This window comes from Ameyamaea chiangmaiensis (assembly GCF_013376175.1).
Taxonomy (GTDB): Bacteria; Pseudomonadota; Alphaproteobacteria; order Acetobacterales; family Acetobacteraceae; genus Ameyamaea; species Ameyamaea chiangmaiensis.
Window position 1 is genome coordinate 1 of sequence record NZ_JABXXR010000038.1, and the last position, 20,328, is coordinate 20,328.

The following is a 20,328-nucleotide window of genomic DNA, read 5'->3' on the forward strand; positions in this document are numbered from 1 at the left end:
CGCACGAGATCGCGCCCGTCCGCGACACGCTCGACCGCGCCCTGCGCACACTGCGCGAGCGCTGCGACGAGGAGGCCACGCATGGCCGCCCCGTACGCGATACGGCCCGTCCGCCGCCCGATTTCCTGGTGGACGGCTCGCGCCGCGTTCAGGCGAGTTCGCCCGAGATGCGCTTTGTCTTCTCGCTTCTGGTCGAGGATCTGCGCCACGCGGCGCAGGTGCTCTGGCCGGGCGGGGAGGCTATGTCACCCAACACCCGAGCCGAGTGAAAGGCACGCACCCGGGCGCCATCAGGCGCTCCATGACCGAACCCGGGCCGCGGCCAGCCGTTCCAGCCACGACCCTGCCCCGTAGAGGTCGCCTTGCGCGGCCTTCCAAGGCCCTAGACCGACTGACAGGAGTACTCCGATGAACCGCACTTCCCTGGCCTCGCTTCCCGCTGGCGTCCGTGGACCGTCCTACGATCCCGCGACGCTGACCACCGGCATCGTGCATTTCGGCGTCGGCAATTTCTTCCGAGCGCACGAGGCATATTACATCGACAAGATTCTGGGCGAGTCGGGGGCAAACGTGTGGGGCATCCTGGGGGTCGGCCTGACCGCCGGTGCGCGGTCCGAGGCCAAGGCGGCCAGCTTCACCGAACAGGACTGCCTGTATTCGCTGACCGAAACCGCTGCTGACGGTGCGTCGAGCGTCAGCGTCATCGGCGCGATGACCGGCTATCGTCTGGCCCCGGCCGACCCGGAGGCGGTGCTCGATGCCCTGTCGTCGCCGGCGGTGAAGATCGTGACCATGACGATCACCGAGGGCGGCTACAACATCGACGAACGCGACGGCACGTTCCGGGTCGACGACGACGCGGTGAAAGCCGATCTGGCCAGTCCCGGCACACCGTGCACGATTTTCGGCTTCGTGGCCGAGGCCCTGCGCCGTCGCCGTGCCGCCGGCACGGGGCCGTTCACCGTCATGTCGTGCGACAATCTGCGCCATAACGGCGACGTGGCGAAGACGGCGTTCGTCGGTTTCGCCCGCGTGCTGGACGCCGATCTGGCGGCGTGGATCGAGCAGAACGTGACCTTCCCCAACGCGATGGTCGATCGTATCACGCCCACGGTCACGCCCGAGATCGCCGCGGCCCTGAACGCGCACAGCGGACTGGACGACGCGCAGCCGCTGGTGGCCGAGACGTTCACCCAGTGGGTGGTGGAGGACAGGTTCTGCGCCGGTCGGCCACCGCTCGAGAACGCCGGTGTGCAGTTCGTCTCCGACGTGACCGGGTATGAGCACGTCAAGGTGCGCATGCTCAATGCTTCGCACGTCCTGCTCGGCTTCCCTGCATTGCTGCTGGGGTATCGGGAGGTGGACAAGGCGCTGGCCGACGACGACCTGCGTGCGCTGATCGACACGTTCCTCGACCGCGATGTCATTCCGCAGATCGAGGCGCCGGAAGGCGTGGATCTGGTGACCTACAAGAACACGGTGCTGGAGCGCTTCTCGAACGCGGCGATGGGCGACCAGCTTCTGCGCGTTTGCGGCGATGGCAGCTCCAAGATCCAGGTGTTCTGGACCGAAACGATGCGCCGCTCGATCACCAGCGGCCACGACCTGTCGCGGCTGGTGTTCGGCATGGCCGCGTACCTGGAGATGCTGCGCGGGGTGGACGAGAACGGCGACCGCTACACGCCGTTCGAGCCGACGCTGGATGCGAAGATGATCGCGCTGGCCTCGGATGACGATCTGTCCGCCGGGCTGGCGCTGCCGACGTTTGACGGCTGGCGGTCGCTGATGACGCCGGAGATCACCGAAGCGGTCGTGGCCGCGCGGCGATCGATCCGCGACAAGGGCGTTCGCGCCAACCTGCCGCGCTGAACGTGGCCAACCTGGATGATCCTGCCGCGGCCTTGCGTCTGACCCTGCGGCTGGACGCTCATGGCCGCGCGCTGCTGGGTCACGGCAAGATACGGCTGCTCGAACATGTGCGCGACACGGGTTCGATTTCGGCCGCTGCGCGGGCGATGGGCATGTCCTATCGCCGGGCGTGGCTGCTGGTGGAGGCGACCAACGCCGCCTTCGCCACTCCGCTGGTGCTGGCCAAGGCGGGCGGCGGTGGCGGTGCGACCCTGTCGGAAGCGGGTCGTGCGGTCGTCGCCGCCTATCGCGCTCTGGAAAAACAGGCCGATGCCTGCGCGCGGGACGCGTTTGCCACTATTGGGGCCCTGCTTTCACCTTCAAAATGACATAGAACCTGTGGAAAGGCGGGGCGTTGGGGGTTCTTCGCGCCTTCGTTTCACACATAGAGGGAATCTGTTCTTGCGACGTCGTGACCTTGTGACCGGTACTGCCGCCTTGTCCGCGCTGGGCAGCCCGCTTCTGGGCGGTCTCGTCCGTCCCGCCGCCGCCGCCGATGCCCCGCTTCCGCCGCCGACGGGCGCCTTTACCGAGGACACGGTGCGCCAGATCGCCCGCCAGATGGCGCGCAGCGGCTATCGCGCGCCCCGGCAGGATTTGCCGACGCAGGTCGATAAGCTGACCTTCGACCAGTATCGCTCGATCACGTATCGGGCCGACCGGGCCCTGTGGCACGGCGACAATCTGTTCTTCGACGTGGAGTTCTTTCCGCGCGGGTTTCTCTACCGCCCCCGTATCGACATTTACGAGGTGCGCGACGGGCAATCCGCACCCGTCGCCTACAACCCCGATCTGTTTGAATATGGCGACCAGCAGCTGCGCGTGACGGACGATCTCGGCTTCGCGGGCCTGCGGTTGCGCGCGCCGATCAACGCCCCCGGCCAGATGGAGGAGTTCTGCGTCTTTCTGGGGGCATCCTATTTCCGGGCGGTCGCGAAGGGACAGAATTACGGCCTGTCGGCGCGTGGCTTTGCCGATGGCACAGGCGACCCGCGTGGAGAGGAATTCGCGCTGTTCCGCGCCTTCTGGCTGGAAAAGCCGCAGCCGGGCGTCGCCTCGGTCGTCATTCACGCACTGCTGGACAGCCCGTCGGTGACCGGCGCCTTCCGCTTTACCATCCGTCCCGGCGACATGACCGTCTTCGACGTCCAGTCCTATCTCTATCCCCGCACCACGATCAGCGAGTCGGGCGTCGCGCCGCTGACGGGCATGTTCTACTTCGATCGCAACGATCATTCCCGCGTCGACGACTGGCGCCCGGCCGCGCATGACAGCGAAGGCCTGCAGATCTGGACCGGCGGCGGCCAGCAGCTCTGGCGCCCATTGGTCAACCCGGTCGATGTGCGCTTCTCCGCCTTCAGCGACACCGCGCCGCGCGGGTTCGGGCTGATGCAGCGCAAGCGTTCCTTTCACGACTTTGAAGATCTGGCACTGAATTATGAAAAGCGGCCGTCCCTGTGGATCGAGCCGATCGGCGACTGGGGCCCCGGATCGGTCGATCTGGTCGAAATTCCGACACCCAACGAGGTGAACGACAACATCGTCTCGTTCTGGCGTCCGAAGGACGGCCTGCGCCCAGGGCAGGAATATCCGTTCACCTATCGCATGTTCTGGGGATGGGACACGCCCGAGCCGACGCCGCTGGCGCGGATCGGTGCCACGTATGTCGGCTCCGTTACCGATGACAAGGCCGCGCGGTTCTTCGCCATCGATTTCAGTGGCGGGTCGCTCGCAAGCAAGCCGGCGGACACGCATTTCCATCTGATTCCGCACGCGTCGGCCGGCACGATCCGCAATGTGGTGGTAGAGCCGAACCCGTCCATCCAGGGCTGGCGCAGCACGTTCGAGTTCGTGCCCGGCGACGCGAAGGCGGCCGATCTTCAGTGCGTGCTTGCCGATGATTCCGGCCCGGTCTCCGAACAATGGGTGTATCGTTGGAACGCGTAGCTGCGGTCGACACCGTGTCCTTCACCGCCCTGCCGGATGAAGCGCCCCTGCGCATGGAGGCGCAGTCGCTTTCGGCGCGTCCCGACCGCCACGGGCGCCCCGCCACCCCGGTGACCGAGCCGCCCTTGATGGCGCTGCGGCGGCTGGCCGTGATCGGCGGGGCGTTCGCGCTGACCGCGTTCGGCGGGTATGAGATGAACCTCGTGCTCAATGCCAGCGGCACGTCCGTGCTGGGCGTGATCGTGCTGGCATTGTTCGTGGTCCTGTTCTGCTGGATCGCGCTGTCGTTCACGTCCGCGCTGGCGGGTTTCGTCTCCGTACTCAGGCACGGCGGTCTGGGGCTGGGCATCCGGCGCGACGGTCCGCTGCCCGCGCTGCGGGCGCGCACGGCGATCCTGATGCCGACCTACAACGAAAACCCGGGCCGCGTGATGGCCGGGCTGCGCGCGATTTATGACAGTCTGGAGCGCGCCGGCCGGATCGACGCCTTTCATTTTTTCATTCTGTCAGACACCACGAACCCCGATATCTGGGTGCAGGAAGAAGCCGCTTTCCTGAGCCTGCGTGAACAGACGGGGGGAGGCGCGCGCATCTTCTACCGTCGCCGTGCGAAGAACATCGAGCGCAAATCGGGCAACCTGATGGAATGGGTGCGCCGTTTCGGCGCGGCCTATCCGCATATGCTGACCCTCGATGCCGACAGCGTCATGGATGGCGCGACGATCGTACGTATCACCGATGCGATGGAGCGCCACCCCGGCGTCGCGTTGATCCAGACGCTGCCGGCGATCGTCAACGGCACGACGCTGTTCGCGCGCATGCAGCAGTTCGCCGGGCGTGTGTACGGGCCGCTGATCGCGCACGGCATCGCGTGGTGGCACGGGTCGGAGGGGAATTACTGGGGGCACAACGCGATCATCCGCACCCGCGCCTTCGCCGAACAGGCCGGGCTGCCGCATCTGCCCGGACGCAAGCCCTTCGGCGGCGCGATCCTGAGCCATGATTTCGTCGAAGCCGCGTTGATGCGCCGTGGTGGCTGGGCAATTCATATGGTGCCGGGTCTGGTAGGCTCGTATGAGGAAAGCCCGCCGTCGCTGACCGACGTGGCCATTCGCGACCGGCGCTGGTGTCAGGGCAATCTTCAGCACGGCAAGGTGCTGGGTGCGCGCGGCCTGCACCCGGTCAGCCGGCTGCATATGCTGATGGGCATCGGGTCGTATGTCACGTCACCCTTGTGGCTGGTGTTCCTGCTGGCAGGCATCCTGATCTCGTTGCAGACGCGTTTCGTCCGGCCCGAGTATTTCGGCGACACGAAACTCCTGTATCCGCATTGGCCGCGCGTCGATCCGGTACAGGCCAAGCTGGTGTTCATCGGCACGATGGGCATCCTGCTGGCGCCCAAGGCGCTGGCGCTGATCACGCTGTTGTTCGACGGCGCCACGCGCCGGGGGTGCGGCGGCATGGCGCGGGCCATCGGCTCAGTCGTGGTGGAAACCCTGATCGGCGGTCTGATCGCGCCGATCGCGATGCTGATCCAGACCTCGGGCGTGCTGTCGATCCTGCTGGGGCAGGACTCCGGCTGGAACGCGCAGCGGCGCGACGATGGCGGCGTCCCGCTGGGCGATATCGTGCGGGGGTACTGGCGTTACATGGTGATGGGGCTGGTGCTGGCGGTGACGGCCTGGGCCGTGTCGTCGTCGCTGTTCTTGTGGATGACGCCGGTTCTCGTCGGGCTGGCGCTGGCCATACCTCTGGCCGCCAGCACCGCAAGCCGCGCCGTGGGGCAGGCCCTGCGACGGGCGGGCCTGCTGCTGATTCCCGAAGAGACCGATCCGCCGGAGGTTCTGGTGCTGGCGGAGCAGGCGGAGATGGCCATGCACGCGTTCCTGTCGGAGCCGGAGGAGGCGTTGGCACTCCTGTCGCGCGACGGGGTGCTTCGCGCGGCCCACAGGGCGATGATCCCCCCGCCACGCCGCCCGGGCGATCCCATCGACGCGAATCTTCTGGTTGGCGAGGTCAAGCTTGCGGAGGCGTCGTCGGTGCAGGAGGCGGCCCAACGCCTCACCCGAGCGGAAAAGGCGGCCGTTCTGGGGAGTGGTGCAAGCTTGGACACGTTATTAAAATTAAATCATGAGCGCAAAATTCAGGGTCAAAATAACCCAATAAAATAGAAAATGTTTTTCATTTTGGGGGTGCATCGGTATAGCTGACGGAGTTCCTGTCATCAGCCGAAGTGCCTTTCATGATCCAACCGCTCGACTGCTGGTCTCAAATCTTCGGCCCCCTGACGTCGGAACCGGCTGTTTCGACAGCTCAGCCCCCGCAGGTCGTACTACCGGTCGGACAGGTCAAGTTCACCTTTTTCTATAGTCAGGGGCATCCGTGGGACAGTGGTCTGTCACTGTCGGAGCCGGCGCTTATTCTTTCCGATGTCATTGCGTCGCACGGCTATACCTACGATGCCTACACACCCGCGAGGCTACGTCAGCTCGGGGCATACGAGACGGTGCGTTCGCATGAAGGAGACTTTGCGAGCCACCTGTTTTTCAACCCAGGGCTGAGCAATCTGGGCCTGGCCGCTTGGAAACCGTTCGTGATGCTCCATGCCACGCGCGATCTCAAGGAAGACGACATCGTCGTCTACATCGATACGAATATAAAAAAACATACTGAACTGCGCGGCTTTGTCGAAAATTGCCCGCACATCATCCAGACCTGCCTCGGACAGCGGGATTTTTTCGTCGGCCGCGAATGCCCGAATCACGATTTGATGGCGACCTCGTTCTCCAATCTCCACCAGATTACGGAGATCGGGCTCGATACACCCTTCACGCGCGCATTTCCAAACCTTATTGTTAATTTCGTTATCTGTCGGAATACGGAGGGTGGACGACGCTTCCTGACAGAATGGCTTGCGCTGTGCCTTCAGGAACGCTTTATCCGTCCGCCCGCCGACGGGTTGGCGCATGATGGCTATCGCTGGTTCTGCCCCGAACAGTCCGTCTGCAACATGCTGATTGCCCGTAAAATCCAGGAGGGACAGCTCGAGCCCGGCTTTCCGTCGTTCTCCTGCATGCGCGACGGCATCATCCGATCGACAGACGATGACCATGTAGCGCATTTGCCCGCCATGCCTTTTACCGGCACGCCGCTGTCGGAGCAGTTCGGCGAGCTGTTCCGTCGCACCGATGCGTGGGTCGCGGACCTGCTCGCCGGGCGCGTACCGCCCTCGGCCGGGTGGCAGGTGCTGCCGATTGCCCCGGACGACTGGACTGCCCATGAAGACGGCGCATGGACGGAGGTGGACGACGACGGCCGGATCATCATCGGTGAGGGCGATGAAGAGCGCTTTCACCTGATTCGTTATCGGCACGATGCCCTGAATTGTGCCGAGGTCGAACTTAGCGCCGTCGTCCAGAATGTCGGCGATCCGGACAACCTGTTCTACATCAATATGTGGGGCGGTTGGCACGTCTGCCGTATCGGCTTTGACGGACATGTGCGGCCCGGCGGCTTCTACGCCGCCGCCACGGTCGAATGCCTGAACGAGAACACGATCAGCTGCACCATACGGTTTCAGAACTTCCACGACTCGGTCGCCATCGGTATCGCGCGTCCTGGCGGCCTGTATCGCGGCGAATCCTGTCCACAGATCATCCTGACCTCCGTCCAGGTGCGAACGCGCGGGTTGCGCGCGATCTGACCACGCGCCGGAGGCGCGACATGGACAGACACGGGTGCGCCGGATTATGGCTTCCGCTCGACAGGGGGCGGCGATGCAGATCAGTGGACGAATTCTGGCCGGAAGCAAATGGATCGACGGTCATGTGACCTGTCGCGATGGCCTGATCCAGTCGATCGCCGCGGCTCCCGCGCCGGACCGTTTTATCCTGCCCGGCTTTATCGACACCCACGTCCATGGCGGCGGCGGCGCGGACGTAATGGACGGTGCGGACGCAGTGCGCGCAGTCGCGGCGTTTCACCTCGCCCACGGCACGACGACGCTTCTGCCAACGACCATCACGCGCCCCTGGACGGACGTGATGAGCGCCCTTCGCGCCGTGAGCGAGGTGATGGGCACCGATGATCCCGACGGCCCCTCGATTCCGGGCGTGCATCTGGAGGGTCCCTTCGTCAGCCCTCACCGGTTGGGTGCGCAGCCCCCCTTCGCGCTCGACCCCAGCGTCGATCGGATCGACGAGGTTCTCGCGTCTGGTGTCGTGCGCGTGGTCACGCTTGCGCCGGAGTTGCCGCACGCCGACGACGCCATGCGCCGCTTTGCCGCGGCCGGTGTCCGGGTCAGTCTCGGGCACACGATCGCGGACGTTGAGACGACGGAGCGCGCGTTGCGTTGTGTCTGCGAGGCTGGTGGCACGGTCGGCCTGACGCACCTGTTCAATGCCATGAACCCGATCGAAGGACGACGCCCGGGGCCGGTCGCCGCCCTGTTCTGTCATGATGCCGGCTATGCCGAGATGATTTTCGACACCCATCACGTCCATCCGGCGACGTTTCGCATGGCGCACCGCGTGCTGGACCGGCGTCTGCTGTTCATCACCGACGCCATGCGCGCCACGGGGCAGGGCGACGGACCCAGCTCGCTGGGTGGGCAGGCCGTCATGGTGCGCGACGGTGTCGCGCGTCTGCCCGATGGGACGTTGGCCGGAAGCGTGCTGACGCTGGATCAGGCCCTGCGCAATGCTGTGGCGCACGGGACGCCTTTGGCCAAAGCGGCCGAACTGGTCAGCACCAATGCGGCCTCCTATCTCGGCCTTACTGATCGTGGTGTGATCGCACCGGGCAAGCGGGCCGATCTGGTGGTGCTCGACGCATCATTGACGGTTGTGGAAGTCTGGGTCGCCGGACGGCGTGTCAGGGGTTGAGCACGCTCATTCCTTTGTATTGCTATTGATAGTTATTATCATTTCGTGTAACTCCCTGCGCGTCTGTCGGGGAGCGTGTCATGAAGCGGATCGGATGGCTGGTCCTGTTGTCGAGCGGTTTGATGGCGCCCAATGCTGGCGCACGCGCTGCCGACCCGTCCGCCGCCGCGACGGATGCGACACCATTTCTCGAGCCTCCGACCGAGGAGGTGAACGTGCGTGGGGCACGTCGGCACCTTCTGGCCGGCATCACGACGGCGGCGACGAAGACCGCGACGCCGATTGAAGACACCCCCCAGAACGTGACGGTCATTACCCAGGGGCGCCTGGCGCTTCTGAACAGCCGCAGCGTGTCGGACGCGGTGCGCTACGCCTCGGGCGTGTCCGACTACGGCTCCAAGGACGATCCGCGCGGGTATTTCGGAACGATACGGGGCTTTTCGCCTGATATCTATCTCGATGGCACGCGTACACCCGACGCCGCCAGCTCCCAGTCCTTCAGCATCGAACCCTGGGGGCTTGAGGAAATCGATGTGCTGAGGGGCGCGACCTCGGCCCTGTATGGTTCGGGGCAGTTGGGTGGCATCATCAATGCGGTCAGCAAACGTCCGCGCGCTGATATGCACGACGAGGTCCAGATCCAGACCGGTTCGTACAATCGCGTGCAGGGTGCCGCCGATATTGGCGGCGCGCTTGACGGCGACCGGACATGGCTATGGCGGTTCAATGGCTTGATCCGAAAATCGGATACCTACGCCAAGAATATTCTCAATAACGAGATTTATGTCGCGCCGTCCGTACGCTGGGCGCCTGACAGCCGGACCGATGTCACGTTTCTGGCCAGTTTCGAGCAGCTTGATGCGGGTTCGACGGCACAGTTTCTGCCAGCGCAGGGCACTGTGTTTGCCACCCGGTACGGTCGAATTGCGCGATCGTTCCTCAGCAGCGACGCGGATTTCGATGTGTATTCAAAGCGCCAGGCGGCAGTCGGCTATGCGCTGCGTCGCCAGATCACGCCCAACTGGACGATCACGCAGAACATGCGTTACGCGCATCTCGATCTCGCCTATCGATTCGTCACGGCCAATGCCCTGCAGGCCAATCTGCGCACATTGACACGACAGGCCCTGCTGCAATCGGGAAACTACAACAATGTGACCCTCGACACGCGGTCCGAAGTAACATTTCATACCGGCCCTGTCGGTCATGATATTCTGTTCGGTGTCGATTTCCGCAGCGATTTTATTGCGTCCCGTCGCGGACAAGGCGCCGCGCCGTCAATTGATCTCTATGCGCCGGTCTATCGTCGTGTCACATGGCCAACGTATGCAAACCGGACAAACAGCAATGAGACCGAGACCCAGACCGGTGTTTATGCGCAGGAGCAGGCCGACTGGCACCGCTTTCATCTAACCCTGTCGGGCCGGGGAGACTTCACGCAGAGCCTGACGGTCAACAATATCAATGGCGTCAGCACGCCGCAGAAGAACAATGCTTTCACCGGTCGTGCCGGCCTGCTGTATCAGTCCGCCATCGGGCTGGCGCCGTATGCCGCGTATTCCACGTCTTTCCAGCCGCAAGTCGGCGTCACGCGCCTGAACGCGCCTTTCGTGCCGACCCGCGGACGCCAGGTGGAGGCCGGTGTGAAATACCGGCCGCCGCAGAGCGCCGCATGGGGCAGCGATATTCTTCTGACGGCCGACGTGTTCACATTGACGGAAACCAATGTCCTGACCACGGATCCCGTGGATTCGACATACAGTATCCAGACCGGTGCCCAGAGGACGCGGGGGCTGGAACTCGAAGGGCTGGGACGGCTTCCCGGCAAGGTCGACGTCATCGCGTCGTTTACATGGCAGGATCCGCGAATCACGAAAACAACGGTTGCGGCCCAACTCAATCAGCGTCCGGTGGTAGTGCCATCGCATATGGCGTCGCTGTTCCTGGCGCGCGACGTCCGCCTGACGCCGGCGTGGACCGTCGGTCTTGGGGGCGGTGTGCGCTACACCGGTAACACGGCCGGTTCGTTACCGGAGACATTTGCCGTGCCCAGCCAGCTTGTGTGGGATCTTGAAGCCCACGCGGATTATCGCAAGCTGCGTGTACAGTTCAACGGCACCAATATCACAGATCGGAAATACGTCGCGATCTGCACCCGCTCGGTAGCTTGCGCATGGGCTCCCGGGCGGGCAGCGTTCGTCACCCTGTCTTATCGCTTCTGACAAGAACCGGAGACCGTCAAGCGCGGGGGCGTACCCTCAGAGTCCGGCGAGGGCACGGATCCCGGGCGCGATTTCCACCAGAAGGTCACCGGCCGGCTGGGCCGAGGTCATGCTGGCACTCATGTTCGCCGAGGCCGCATGGTCGGCGTCCATCCGTGCAAGCAGGGCGTGTGCCTGAGGTGTCGGCGCGTGTCCCGCCAGCGCGTCGAGACCGACCTGAGCCAGGTCGCGCAACGCTGCCGATGCCATCAAGGTGTTTTGAAGGGCGGGATGGCTGGCGGCGAGGGCACGGATCGCGTCATCGTTGTCGTGCCACTGCGTCAACTGTGCGCGTAGTTGGGGCGCGAGTGCATGATCGCCCGCGCGATAGGCAACGGCCAGACGGTTGAACCGGACGGCTGCCAGCGCGTCGGGCTGGGCGACGTCGGCCAGGGTGTCCAGCACGGCGGGCTGGCCGGCCGGGCGATGCAGGTTGTGGGCGTAATAGCGCACCGGGCTGGTGGCATCGGCCAGGATACGAATCGGGTCCGGCCGGTCGGGTGACAGAAGCGCGATCTCGCGTGCATGGTTTGCGTCGGCCTGCAAACCCGCGCGGCACAACGTGTCCTCTATCGCCGGCAGCCGGTCGAGCATGTCGGCCGTGTCGGCCTGTGTGGCGGGGGACCAGAAGCGTTCGGCCAAGGCGGCCATACGCGGCCACATCCGATACTCCATCATGGCGTCGGAGACGATTTCCGCCCAGAGCGGTGCCTCGCCCCCCAGAACAAGCGTCGCCTGCGCGGACGACAGGGTCGCCGTGGGGTCGCGGGTAAAGGCGTCGACCAGCGGGCCCATCTTACCCCGTATCCGATCGGCCTGCGCCTGCGTGAGGCCGCTGGCGCGTGGATCGAGCGGGTCCACGGCATAAAGGTCGGCGGAGGGTTGCAGAAGATCAAGGTAGTAGCCGGCGGAGACGATCACCGGGTGCCCGGCCGCCGTGGCGGACGCCACGAACTTCGACGACCGCCATGCCTGCACCACGACGTCGCGGGGGAGAGGGGATTCGGAAACCTCGTCCCAGGCGATCATGATCTTGCCCTGACGTGACAGCATCGCGGCGACGGCGTTGGTGAACGTCGCCTGCAGGGCCTGTGGTGTTGCCAGACCATGCGCCTTCATGAACGCCATGATCGCGGGGTTGCCGGTCCATTGTTTCGGCTGGACCTCGTCCCCGCCGGCGTGGACGTACCGATCGGGAAACAGGCTTTCGGTTTCGGCGAAAAGCTGCGTCACGAACGTAAGAGTAGCCGGATTGGTGGGGTCCATCGCCGGCAGGTTGGCATGACGCGCGTCGGCGTCGTCGGGCGTGTGGGCGGCCAACGCCGGGTAGGCCTGCAGGATCGCCAGCGTATGGCCCGGCACGTCGATCTCCGGGACCACGCGGATGCCGCGGTCCCGTGCGTAGGCCACGATGTCGCGGATCTGGGCGCGGGTGTAGACTTCACCGTGGCCGCCGACGGCCTGCAGGCGCGGGAAGCGGAGGCTTTCGATGCGGAACGCCGCGCCGTCACTCAGATGCCAGTGCAGGACATTGAGTTTCGTCATCTCCATTGCATCGAGATGCCGTTTCAGGGTTGCCACCTGCATGAAGTGCCGCGCGGAATCGACCATCGACCCGCGCCAGGCAAAGCGTGGGGCATCGTCGATCGACGCGCCGGCGAAAGACACGCCACCCGGTCCGCGCTGGATCATCTGCAGCAGTGTCGCGAACGCGCGCAGCACGCCCGTTTCGCCATCGGCGGCGATGCGGATGGCGCCGGGTTGCACATCGAGCGTGTAATGCTCGCGTGCGGCCAGCGTCAGGAACGACGGATCGTGGCGTGTCGTCACATGGACGGTCAGCGGGGGGCCGCCGTCGCGCGCGGAACCGCCCAAGGCGACAAGGCGGGTCAGAAAGCGTTGGCCGGCCTGATCCAGGAGCGGCGACCGCTCCGCGTCCCAGACGATCGTCACACCGTGCGGTGCGGCGATTGCGGCGTCATGCCAGACGACCGAGCGCGGCATGGGCATCAGGGCCGGATGCTCGGCCGCGTGCGCGGCCCCCCCGGCGGACAGTGCCAGAACCAGAACCAGTGTTGCCGCCCGCATGTGCTCTCCGTCCATTTGCCGCGCGGGGGCCATGATGCGTGCGCGATCGGGCTTTGTCACCGCCGCGCGGGGCTTTATGGTCGGTCGTGCATGACGACACCCCCTCCCTTCTCCCCCGTTCGTGCCATCGGCCTGATGAGTGGCACGTCCCTCGACGGTATCGATGCGGCCCTTGTGGAGACCGACGGCGTGTCCGTCAGCCATCTCGGTCCCGCGATCAGCCTGCCGTATGAGGCGGCACTCCGGGCCCGGCTGCGCGAGGTTCTGGAGCGCGCGGCCGAACTGACCGTCGACGACCCGATGCTGCGCGACGCTGAATGCGCCCTTACCGAACGCCATGCCGAGGCGGTGGCCGCGCTGCGTGCCATGCCGGGGGGCGAGGGAGCGGCGCTGATCGGGTTTCATGGCCAGACGATTCTGCACGCCCCGCACCGGCGTCGGACGTGGCAGATCGGCGACGCGGCTGCGTTGTCGCAGCGCACGGGACTGCCTGTCGTGCATGATTTTCGCAGCGCCGATGTTGCGGCGGGCGGGCAGGGCGCGCCGCTGGTGCCATTCTATCATGCTGCCCTTCTGCACGATCAGCCGTTGCCGACCGCCATTCTGAACATCGGCGGCGTGGCCAACGTGACGTGGCTGGGCCCCGCCGGCGCGGTACAGGCGTGCGACACCGGCCCGGGCAACGCGCTGCTCGACGACTGGGCGTTTCGCCACACCGGCACGCCGTGCGACGTGGACGGCGCGCTGGCGCGTCGGGGGCGGGTCGATACGGCCCTGCTCGCCCGGATGCTGGACGATCCGTTCTTTCGCCAGCCGCCGCCGAAGTCACTCGACCGGCTGAGTTTCCACCGCGCGCTCGACCAGGTGTCCGGTCTGTCGGCGGAGGATGGTGCCGCGACGCTGGCGGCGTTCACCGTGGCCGCCGTGGCCGCCACGCCCTTGCCAAAGGCGCCGCGCCGCTGGTTCGTCTGTGGCGGCGGCCGGCGCAATCCGGTTCTGATGGATGGTCTGGCGCGGGCGCTGGGGGTGCCGGTCGCGCCGGTGGAGGTGTTGGGCTGGGACGGCGATGCGCTGGAGGCGCAGTGTTTCGGCTTTCTGGCTGTGCGCAGCCTGCGGGGACTGCCTCTGTCTGGCCCCGGAACGACCGGCGTGCCTGTGTTGACGACCGGAGGGCGCCTGACCCGGGCTGTGGAGTAGGGTAATCGGTCCTGTTTCCACGGCCGGAAAACTGTTTTAGCCTTCGCCGCATGAACGATGCGGGCGGCCGCCGCCCGTGGCTCATCTCTGTTCCGAGGACCGTGGTCTTGCCCTATCTGTCGTATCCCTACCGCTGTCGGCGCGGCGCCCGCCGGCTGGTTGCTCCGCTTGCCAGTTTTGCCCTGAGCAGCCTGACGGTCGGCGGTTTGGCGCACACGTCGCGTGCCGCTGATCTGCCTGCACCCGATCCGCAACGGATCTTCGCACCCCTGGCCTATCCCGACCAGCCCAACCAGGCCCGCAGCGGCGGCGGCGTGCCGGGACCGGCCTATTTTACCAATCGTGCCGATTACGACATCAAGGTCGCCATCGACCCGACCAACAAGGTTCTCTCCGGCACGGAGACGATCACCTACACCAACAACAGCCCCGACGCGCTGGCGGTCCTGTGGCTGCAGCTCGACCAGAACATCTATCGCGCCGACGCGCGCGCCGACTTCGTTAATCCCGAGCGGCATGCCGAACACACCGATGGCGATGTGATCGAGAACGTGTCGATCGAAAGTGACGGCAAGGACGTGCCTCTCACGCCGCTGATCTCCGACACGCGTATGCAGCTTGTCCTTCCACAGGCGCTGGCGGCCAAGGGTGGAAAGGTGCGGGTGAAGATCGCATGGCATTACACGGTTCCGGGTCCCTGGGGCGGCCGCACCGCCGTCACCCCATCGAAGAACGGCGATATTTACGAGATCGCGCAGTTTTATCCGCGCATGGCCGTTTATGATGATCTGCGGGGCTGGGACACCGCGCCCTATCTGGGGCAGGAATTCTATCTCGATTACGGCGACATCGATTACAGCGTGACCGTGCCGTGGAATTTCACCGTGGTCGGGTCCGGCGCGCTGCTCAATCCAGCCGACGTTCTGACACAGGTCGAGCGTGACCGATTGGCACAGGCGGAGAAAAGCGACCAGCACGTGATGATCCGCACGGCTGCCGATGTGACTGACCCGAAAAGCCATCTGGCGCAGACGGGTACCAAGACGTGGCATTACCGCATGAACAACACGCGTGACGTGGCGTTCGGGGCATCGCCCGCGTTCCTGTGGGATGCCGCCAAGATCGACCTGCCGCCGGTTGTTCCGGCGCCGGGCAAGCCGCCGGTCGCGCGTCTGGCCATGTCGATCTATCCGGTCGAGGGCGCGGGGCCGCATCAGTGGGACCGCTCGACCGATTACGTGAAGCACGCGATCGAATTCTTCTCCGACCGGGTTTATCCCTATCCGTGGCCGAACGCGGTCAATCTGGGTGGTCACGGGGCGGGGATGGAATATCCCGGCATCGTGTTCGACGGGATGACGGACAAGGATCCCGTGCTGTTCTGGCTCACGACGCATGAATTGGGCCACGGGTGGTTCCCGATGATCGTGGGGTCGAACGAGCGTCGTCACGCCTTCATGGACGAAGGCTTCAACACATTCATCGACGCGCAGGCCTCGCAGCATTTCAACCACGGCGAATTCGCACCCAAGCACGACTCCGAATACGCGTCCCAGACCGGACACCCGTCGGACGATATCGTCGCCGTGCTGACCGATCCCGCCGCGCCGAACCTGATGATGCCCTCCGATCTGGTGACGGAGCGCTATCGCCATCCGGTGACCTATTTCAAGGCAGCGTACGGGCTGACCCTGCTGCGTGAACAGGTCCTTGGGCCGGAGCGTTTTGACCGCGCTTTCCGCCGCTACACCGCGCAGTGGGCCTATCGCCATCCAACGCCGTCGGACTTTTTCCGTCTGATGGACAGCGAAGCGGGCGAGGATCTGTCCTGGTTCTGGCGCGGCTGGTATTTCAACAACTGGGGTCCGGACTATGCCGTGCGCGGCGTGAGCTACGTCGACAATGATCCCACCCATGGTGCGCAGATCACACTGGTGAACAAGGGCTGGCTGCCGTTGCGCGTCAGCGTCGCGGTGACCTACACCGATGGTTCGACCGTAACGCTGAACGTGCCGACCGAGACGTGGCTGATGCGTAACGAGACGGTTCTTCAGGTGCCCGGCGGCAAGGCCGTCCGGCAGGTCGTCGTCGACCCCGACCACCTGATCCCCGATATCGAGCGCTCGGACAACAGCTTTACCGTAACGGCCGCCAAACCCGCCGACGCCCCCCCGGCGCACTGAAGCGCTTCCCTCCCCCCGCGCGGAACGTGGGGGGATCGGTCACGGGGCATCGGGTCCAGGGCCCCGATCGACGGACCCGCGGGAGACCAATGCCGCGACGAGCAGGCGTCCCGCGTGTTCCACCTGGTCCTGATAGTCGCTGTAGGCGCCGCCGGTGTAGGTGCCGTTCTTCCACCCGACGGGGATGATGACGTCTGGTGCCGCGACGGGGCCATACCTGTCACCGCCGCCCGGCTCCGAAGCGGCGCAGGTGGACGGGACGCAGGCCATGGCCCTTCCGGCGAGCGCCGCCAGCGCGGATGTGCCGCGGGTCAGGCCGCGGCCGGCCGTGCGTCGAGGCGCTTGCGGATATCCTGCACAAAACGCGAATGGCGCACCCCGAAGAAAAAAATGTCCATCAGGATCGATGGCATGCCCCGGCATGGCCGCTTGACCTGAAGCAGAAGCACATACCGGTCGTCCTGCGTATTGTTGAACACTTCATGGTTGCATGTGTCGTCGAACAGCAACGAGTGCCCGTCCTGCCATGGCAGCACGCGCAGCGTGTCGCCGTCCTCGATCTGGATCCAGCACTGCTCGCGGTCGGCCGGCACTTTCAGCGCGAGGTGATAGGTCAGCATCCCCTTGGTCATGCCGCGATGACGCGGGATGTGGCAGCCGGCTTCGAGAACGGAGAACGTCGCGGTCACGAGCCCCGGAATCTCGTCCAGCAACGCGGACGTCACCGGCACGCGAGCGCGGTTTTCGTCGCGTCGGTACCCGTAGCCCTCCAGAAAGAACGACCGCCACCGCCGGTCGGCCGCGATCCGCCCGTGATCGGGCGAGATATCCCCGAGCGACGGGATTTCGGTTGCCTGAATGCGGATGGCCTCGTCCCGGATGCGGGTCCAGTTCTGCTCCAGCCGCTCCATCCACCCGAAGGTGTCGGGTCCGAAGACAGCCAGGTCGGGCAGGAGCGAGCGACGCATGATGAAACGGTCGAGCGTATCACGCACGCCCTTGGTCACATGGTAGATCGTCTTCTTCTTGCCCGGCGGCGCGCTGACCCCCAGAATCCGTTCCAGCCTCTTCAGCACGGCGGCCTCTCCTGTCGTTCGCTGCGGTTGACATACCATAAACCGTGTCTCTCCAGCAGGTTGCAACAGCATGCATGTCCTGCGCCCACGTGTGGCGGGCACCAAAGGCGTCATACCATGGGCAGCGCGCGATCATGCGCGTATGTTCCGGCCGCTTTTCTTTCCCAGCCCGACAGGATCCCGATGCCGACGACGCCTGCGCGTTCTTCCGTCTTTCCGTTGTCCGTGACGCGCACGGCGCCGTACGTTCTGGCGGTAATCACGCTGATGGTGCGCTGGCTGGCATTCGACAACCCGCTGGCCGACCTGGATGAACAGTTCTACCGGCTTGTCGGGGGGCGGATGCTGCACGGCGCGTTGCCGTATGTGGCGATCTGGGACCGCAAGCCCGTGGGGCTGTTCGTCCTGTTCGCCGGGTTTCATCTGTTCGGTGACGGTGTGCTCGCCAGTCAGAGCGCGGCGCTGGTGTGTGTCTGGCTGACCGCGCTTGGGCTGTTTCGTCTGGGCTGCCGGATTGCGCCCCCCGCTGGCGCGCTGGCGGCGGCGTTGCTTTATCCGGTGTGGCTCGATCTGGCGGGGGGTGCGAGTGCGCAGACGCCGGTGTTCTACAACCTGCTGACGGTGTGTGCGATCGGGCTGCTGTTGCATGGGCAGGACGTGGCGGCTGCCCGGGGCGGCAATCTGCGGGCGGTCGGCACGGGCGCGATGGCGCTGTTTGGTCTCGGGCTTCAGATCAAGACCAGTATCGTGTTCGAAGGCGTGTTCTGTGGTGTGGCGTTTCTTGTCATCAGTCGGGGTGCGGGGCGCAAATGGGCGGCGCTGTACGTCGATGCCGTGCTCTGGATAGCCGTTGCGCTGGCGCCGACCGTGTTCGCCGCCGCGGTTTATGCGGCGCTGGGGCAGGGTGACGCATGGTGGTTCGCCAACGTGATATCCATCCTGCATCGGGGCACCGAAAGGGCTGCAACGCGCCACCACCGTTTTGTAAAGCTTTTGACTGTAGTGGCGCCGCTGCTCGCCCCGTTCGTGCTGTTGCCGCTTTTGCGCATACGGCCACTGGGCACGCGCGCCGACGCGCGGGTGCTGGTTCTCTGGGCTCTGGCGGCTCTGGCGGGGGTGGCCGTGTTCGGCACCTGGTTCCGACACTATGCGCTTCCGCTGTTCGCGCCGCTGGCGGTCCTTGCGGCACCGCTCTGGCGGCGCCGGACGGGGCGGATCTGGGTGTGCGGATTGCTGGTGGTCGGTGTCGTGCTGGGGCAGAAGGCCGTGTGGCGCCAGACGCGCGACGATGGCGACGCGGTGGTGCTGGACGCGGCGGCTGCCACGGCCCGGGGGCAGCCGGGATGCGTGTTCGTCTATGACGGGCCGGCCGCCTTTTATGACGCGACCCGGTCCTGCCTGCCGACCCGCTATCCGTTCCCCGGCCATCTTCAGCAAAGGATCGAGGACCGGGCGGACGGACTCGACCAGGCGGCGGAGGTGGCGCGCATCATGCGCGGTCGTCCCCGACGGGTCATGACGCGGGAGCCTTCCTATCCGGACGAGAATCCTGCTGCCCGCGCGGCGCTGTACGCCGTCCTGGACGCCGCCTATCAGCCGGTCTTTCGCTATCAGAGCAGCGGGCGTGCCGCGATCGTCGTCTATGCGCTGCGCGGAACGGCCGAGGACCGACCCTTACAGGTGATGCACCCGCCCGCCTCGTTCCTCGCGGCATTGCGATAAAACCACGGGGTGTCAGAGCCCGCCGCGCGGTGCATGGTTGTCAACCGAAGCGCGGAGGAACGACGATGATCGAGGCATTGCTGATCGACAAGGAGCAAGGCGCGCGGCAGACCACCGCTCGGTTCGCCACCCTGCCCGACACGGCCGTTGCAGACGACGAAGCCACGCTGGACGGTGCCATGGTGCGCGTTGCGTGGTCGAGCCTGAATTACAAGGACGCGCTGGCGATCACGGGGCGCGCGCCGGTGGTCCGGCGTTTCCCCATGGTGCCCGGCATCGATCTGGCCGGCACGCGTAGCGCGGACGGCCGCGCCGTTCTGGCCACGGGGTTCGGTCTGGGGGAGCGGTACTGGGGTGGTCTGGCGACGCAGGCCCGCGTGCCCGATGACTGGTTGATCCCCATTCCGCCCCCGTTGTCGGTGCGACAGGCCATGGCGATCGGCACGGCCGGTTTTACGGCCCTTCTCTGCCTGGAGGCGCTCGAGGCCCATGGCGTCACGCCCGCCAGCGGCCCGGTCGTGGTCAGCGGCGCCTCGGGCGGGGTCGGCAGCATCGCCGTGATGCTGCTGGCGCGGCTTGGCTATGACGTGGCCGCCATGACGGGCCGTCCGGCCGAGGAATCGTTCCTGACCGGTCTGGGCGCGCGGCGCATCGTCGCGCGGGCGGAGTACGAACAACCCGGCAAGCCGCTGGCCGCGGAGGAATGGGCGGCGGCCATCGATGTCGCCGGCGGCCACGTGCTGGCCAATCTGTGCGCGCGTCTTCGTCCGGGTGGTGTGGTGGCGGCGTGCGGGCTGGCGGGGGGAATGGATCTGCCCGCCAGTGTCGCGCCGTTCATTCTGCGCGGCATTACCCTCGCCGGGATCGACAGTGTTCACTGCCCTGTGGCCCGGCGCGCGGGGGTCTGGGCGCGCCTTGCGACGCTACTCGATCCCGCGCAGCTCGATGCCATGACCAGCGAGGTCGCGTTCGCCGACGTGATCGCCGCGGCCCACGACCTGCTGGAGGGGCGGCTGCGTTGGCGCGTGGTGGTGCGGTTGCCCGCGTGACCGGCTGGGCGGCG

At 65.7% G+C, this 20,328-nt stretch carries 15 protein-coding genes; 12 read left to right on the forward strand and 3 right to left on the reverse strand.

The features are described from left to right. The 8 genes from HUK82_RS07130 to HUK82_RS07165 form a co-directional block, all read left to right on the forward strand. Positions 1–269 (forward strand): hypothetical protein (locus HUK82_RS07130; RefSeq protein ID WP_176613304.1); only part of this gene is annotated, 269 nt, incomplete at its 5' end. Between the two features lie 139 nt (positions 270–408). Next, the gene (locus tag HUK82_RS07135; RefSeq protein WP_176613305.1) at positions 409–1,869 is read left to right on the forward strand and encodes a mannitol dehydrogenase family protein; all 1,461 of its coding nucleotides are present in this window, start codon (positions 409–411) and stop codon (positions 1,867–1,869) included. Between the two features lie 2 nt (positions 1,870–1,871). Then, positions 1,872–2,237: a winged helix-turn-helix domain-containing protein gene (locus HUK82_RS07140; protein ID WP_456304197.1), complete on the forward strand. Its 366-nt coding sequence runs from the start codon at positions 1,872–1,874 to the stop codon at positions 2,235–2,237. Positions 2,238–2,304: 67 nt separating this feature from the next. Further along, positions 2,305–3,855 (forward strand): glucan biosynthesis protein, encoded by a 1,551-nt coding sequence (locus HUK82_RS07145; protein WP_373318216.1) that lies wholly within the window; start codon positions 2,305–2,307, stop codon positions 3,853–3,855. Then, entirely contained in the window at positions 3,831–6,026 is a 2,196-nt protein-coding gene (mdoH, locus tag HUK82_RS07150; protein WP_176613307.1) for a glucans biosynthesis glucosyltransferase MdoH, read from the forward strand. The genes HUK82_RS07145 and mdoH overlap by 25 nt, the downstream gene beginning before the upstream one ends. A gap of 71 nt (positions 6,027–6,097) precedes the next feature. Further along, positions 6,098–7,558: a hypothetical protein gene (locus HUK82_RS07155; RefSeq protein ID WP_176613308.1), complete on the forward strand. Its 1,461-nt coding sequence runs from the start codon at positions 6,098–6,100 to the stop codon at positions 7,556–7,558. 73 nt (positions 7,559–7,631) lie between these two features. Continuing rightward, on the forward strand, positions 7,632–8,738 hold the full coding sequence (nagA, locus tag HUK82_RS07160; RefSeq protein ID WP_176613317.1) for an N-acetylglucosamine-6-phosphate deacetylase: 1,107 nt from the start codon (positions 7,632–7,634) through the stop codon (positions 8,736–8,738). 80 nt (positions 8,739–8,818) lie between these two features. Then, positions 8,819–10,960, forward strand: coding sequence for a TonB-dependent siderophore receptor (locus tag HUK82_RS07165; protein WP_176613309.1), 2,142 nt, complete (start codon positions 8,819–8,821; stop codon positions 10,958–10,960). 36 nt (positions 10,961–10,996) lie between these two features. Here the strand turns inward: HUK82_RS07165 and HUK82_RS07170 are convergent, their stop codons facing one another. After that, positions 10,997–13,087: a beta-N-acetylhexosaminidase gene (locus HUK82_RS07170; protein ID WP_246495229.1), complete on the reverse strand. Its 2,091-nt coding sequence runs from the start codon at positions 13,085–13,087 to the stop codon at positions 10,997–10,999. Positions 13,088–13,177: 90 nt separating this feature from the next. On the opposite strand from HUK82_RS07170, the gene HUK82_RS07175 reads away from it, so the two are divergent. Beyond that, entirely contained in the window at positions 13,178–14,284 is a 1,107-nt protein-coding gene (locus tag HUK82_RS07175; RefSeq protein WP_176613310.1) for an anhydro-N-acetylmuramic acid kinase, read from the forward strand. 182 nt (positions 14,285–14,466) lie between these two features. Further along, complete coding sequence (locus HUK82_RS07180) at positions 14,467–16,467, forward strand: M1 family metallopeptidase (protein ID WP_373318215.1); 2,001 nt, start codon at positions 14,467–14,469, stop codon at positions 16,465–16,467. Between the two features lie 39 nt (positions 16,468–16,506). Here HUK82_RS07180 and HUK82_RS07185 read toward each other — a convergent pair whose 3' ends face one another. Further along, complete coding sequence (locus HUK82_RS07185; RefSeq protein WP_176613312.1) at positions 16,507–16,737, reverse strand: hypothetical protein; 231 nt, start codon at positions 16,735–16,737, stop codon at positions 16,507–16,509. A gap of 41 nt (positions 16,738–16,778) precedes the next feature. Next, the gene (locus HUK82_RS07190) at positions 16,779–17,543 is read right to left on the reverse strand and encodes an aspartyl/asparaginyl beta-hydroxylase domain-containing protein (RefSeq protein ID WP_264802012.1); all 765 of its coding nucleotides are present in this window, start codon (positions 17,541–17,543) and stop codon (positions 16,779–16,781) included. Positions 17,544–17,726: 183 nt separating this feature from the next. Here HUK82_RS07190 and HUK82_RS07195 point away from each other — a divergent pair, with 183 nt between their 5' ends. Together HUK82_RS07195 and HUK82_RS07200 are read left to right on the forward strand one after the other, a co-directional pair. After that, positions 17,727–19,265, forward strand: coding sequence for a glycosyltransferase family 39 protein (locus HUK82_RS07195; protein WP_176613314.1), 1,539 nt, complete (start codon positions 17,727–17,729; stop codon positions 19,263–19,265). Positions 19,266–19,330: 65 nt separating this feature from the next. Then, positions 19,331–20,314 carry an MDR family oxidoreductase gene (locus tag HUK82_RS07200; RefSeq protein ID WP_176613315.1) on the forward strand — a complete coding sequence of 328 codons (984 nt, stop codon included), beginning with the start codon at positions 19,331–19,333 and terminating at the stop codon, positions 20,312–20,314. Positions 20,315–20,328 lie beyond the last annotated feature (14 nt).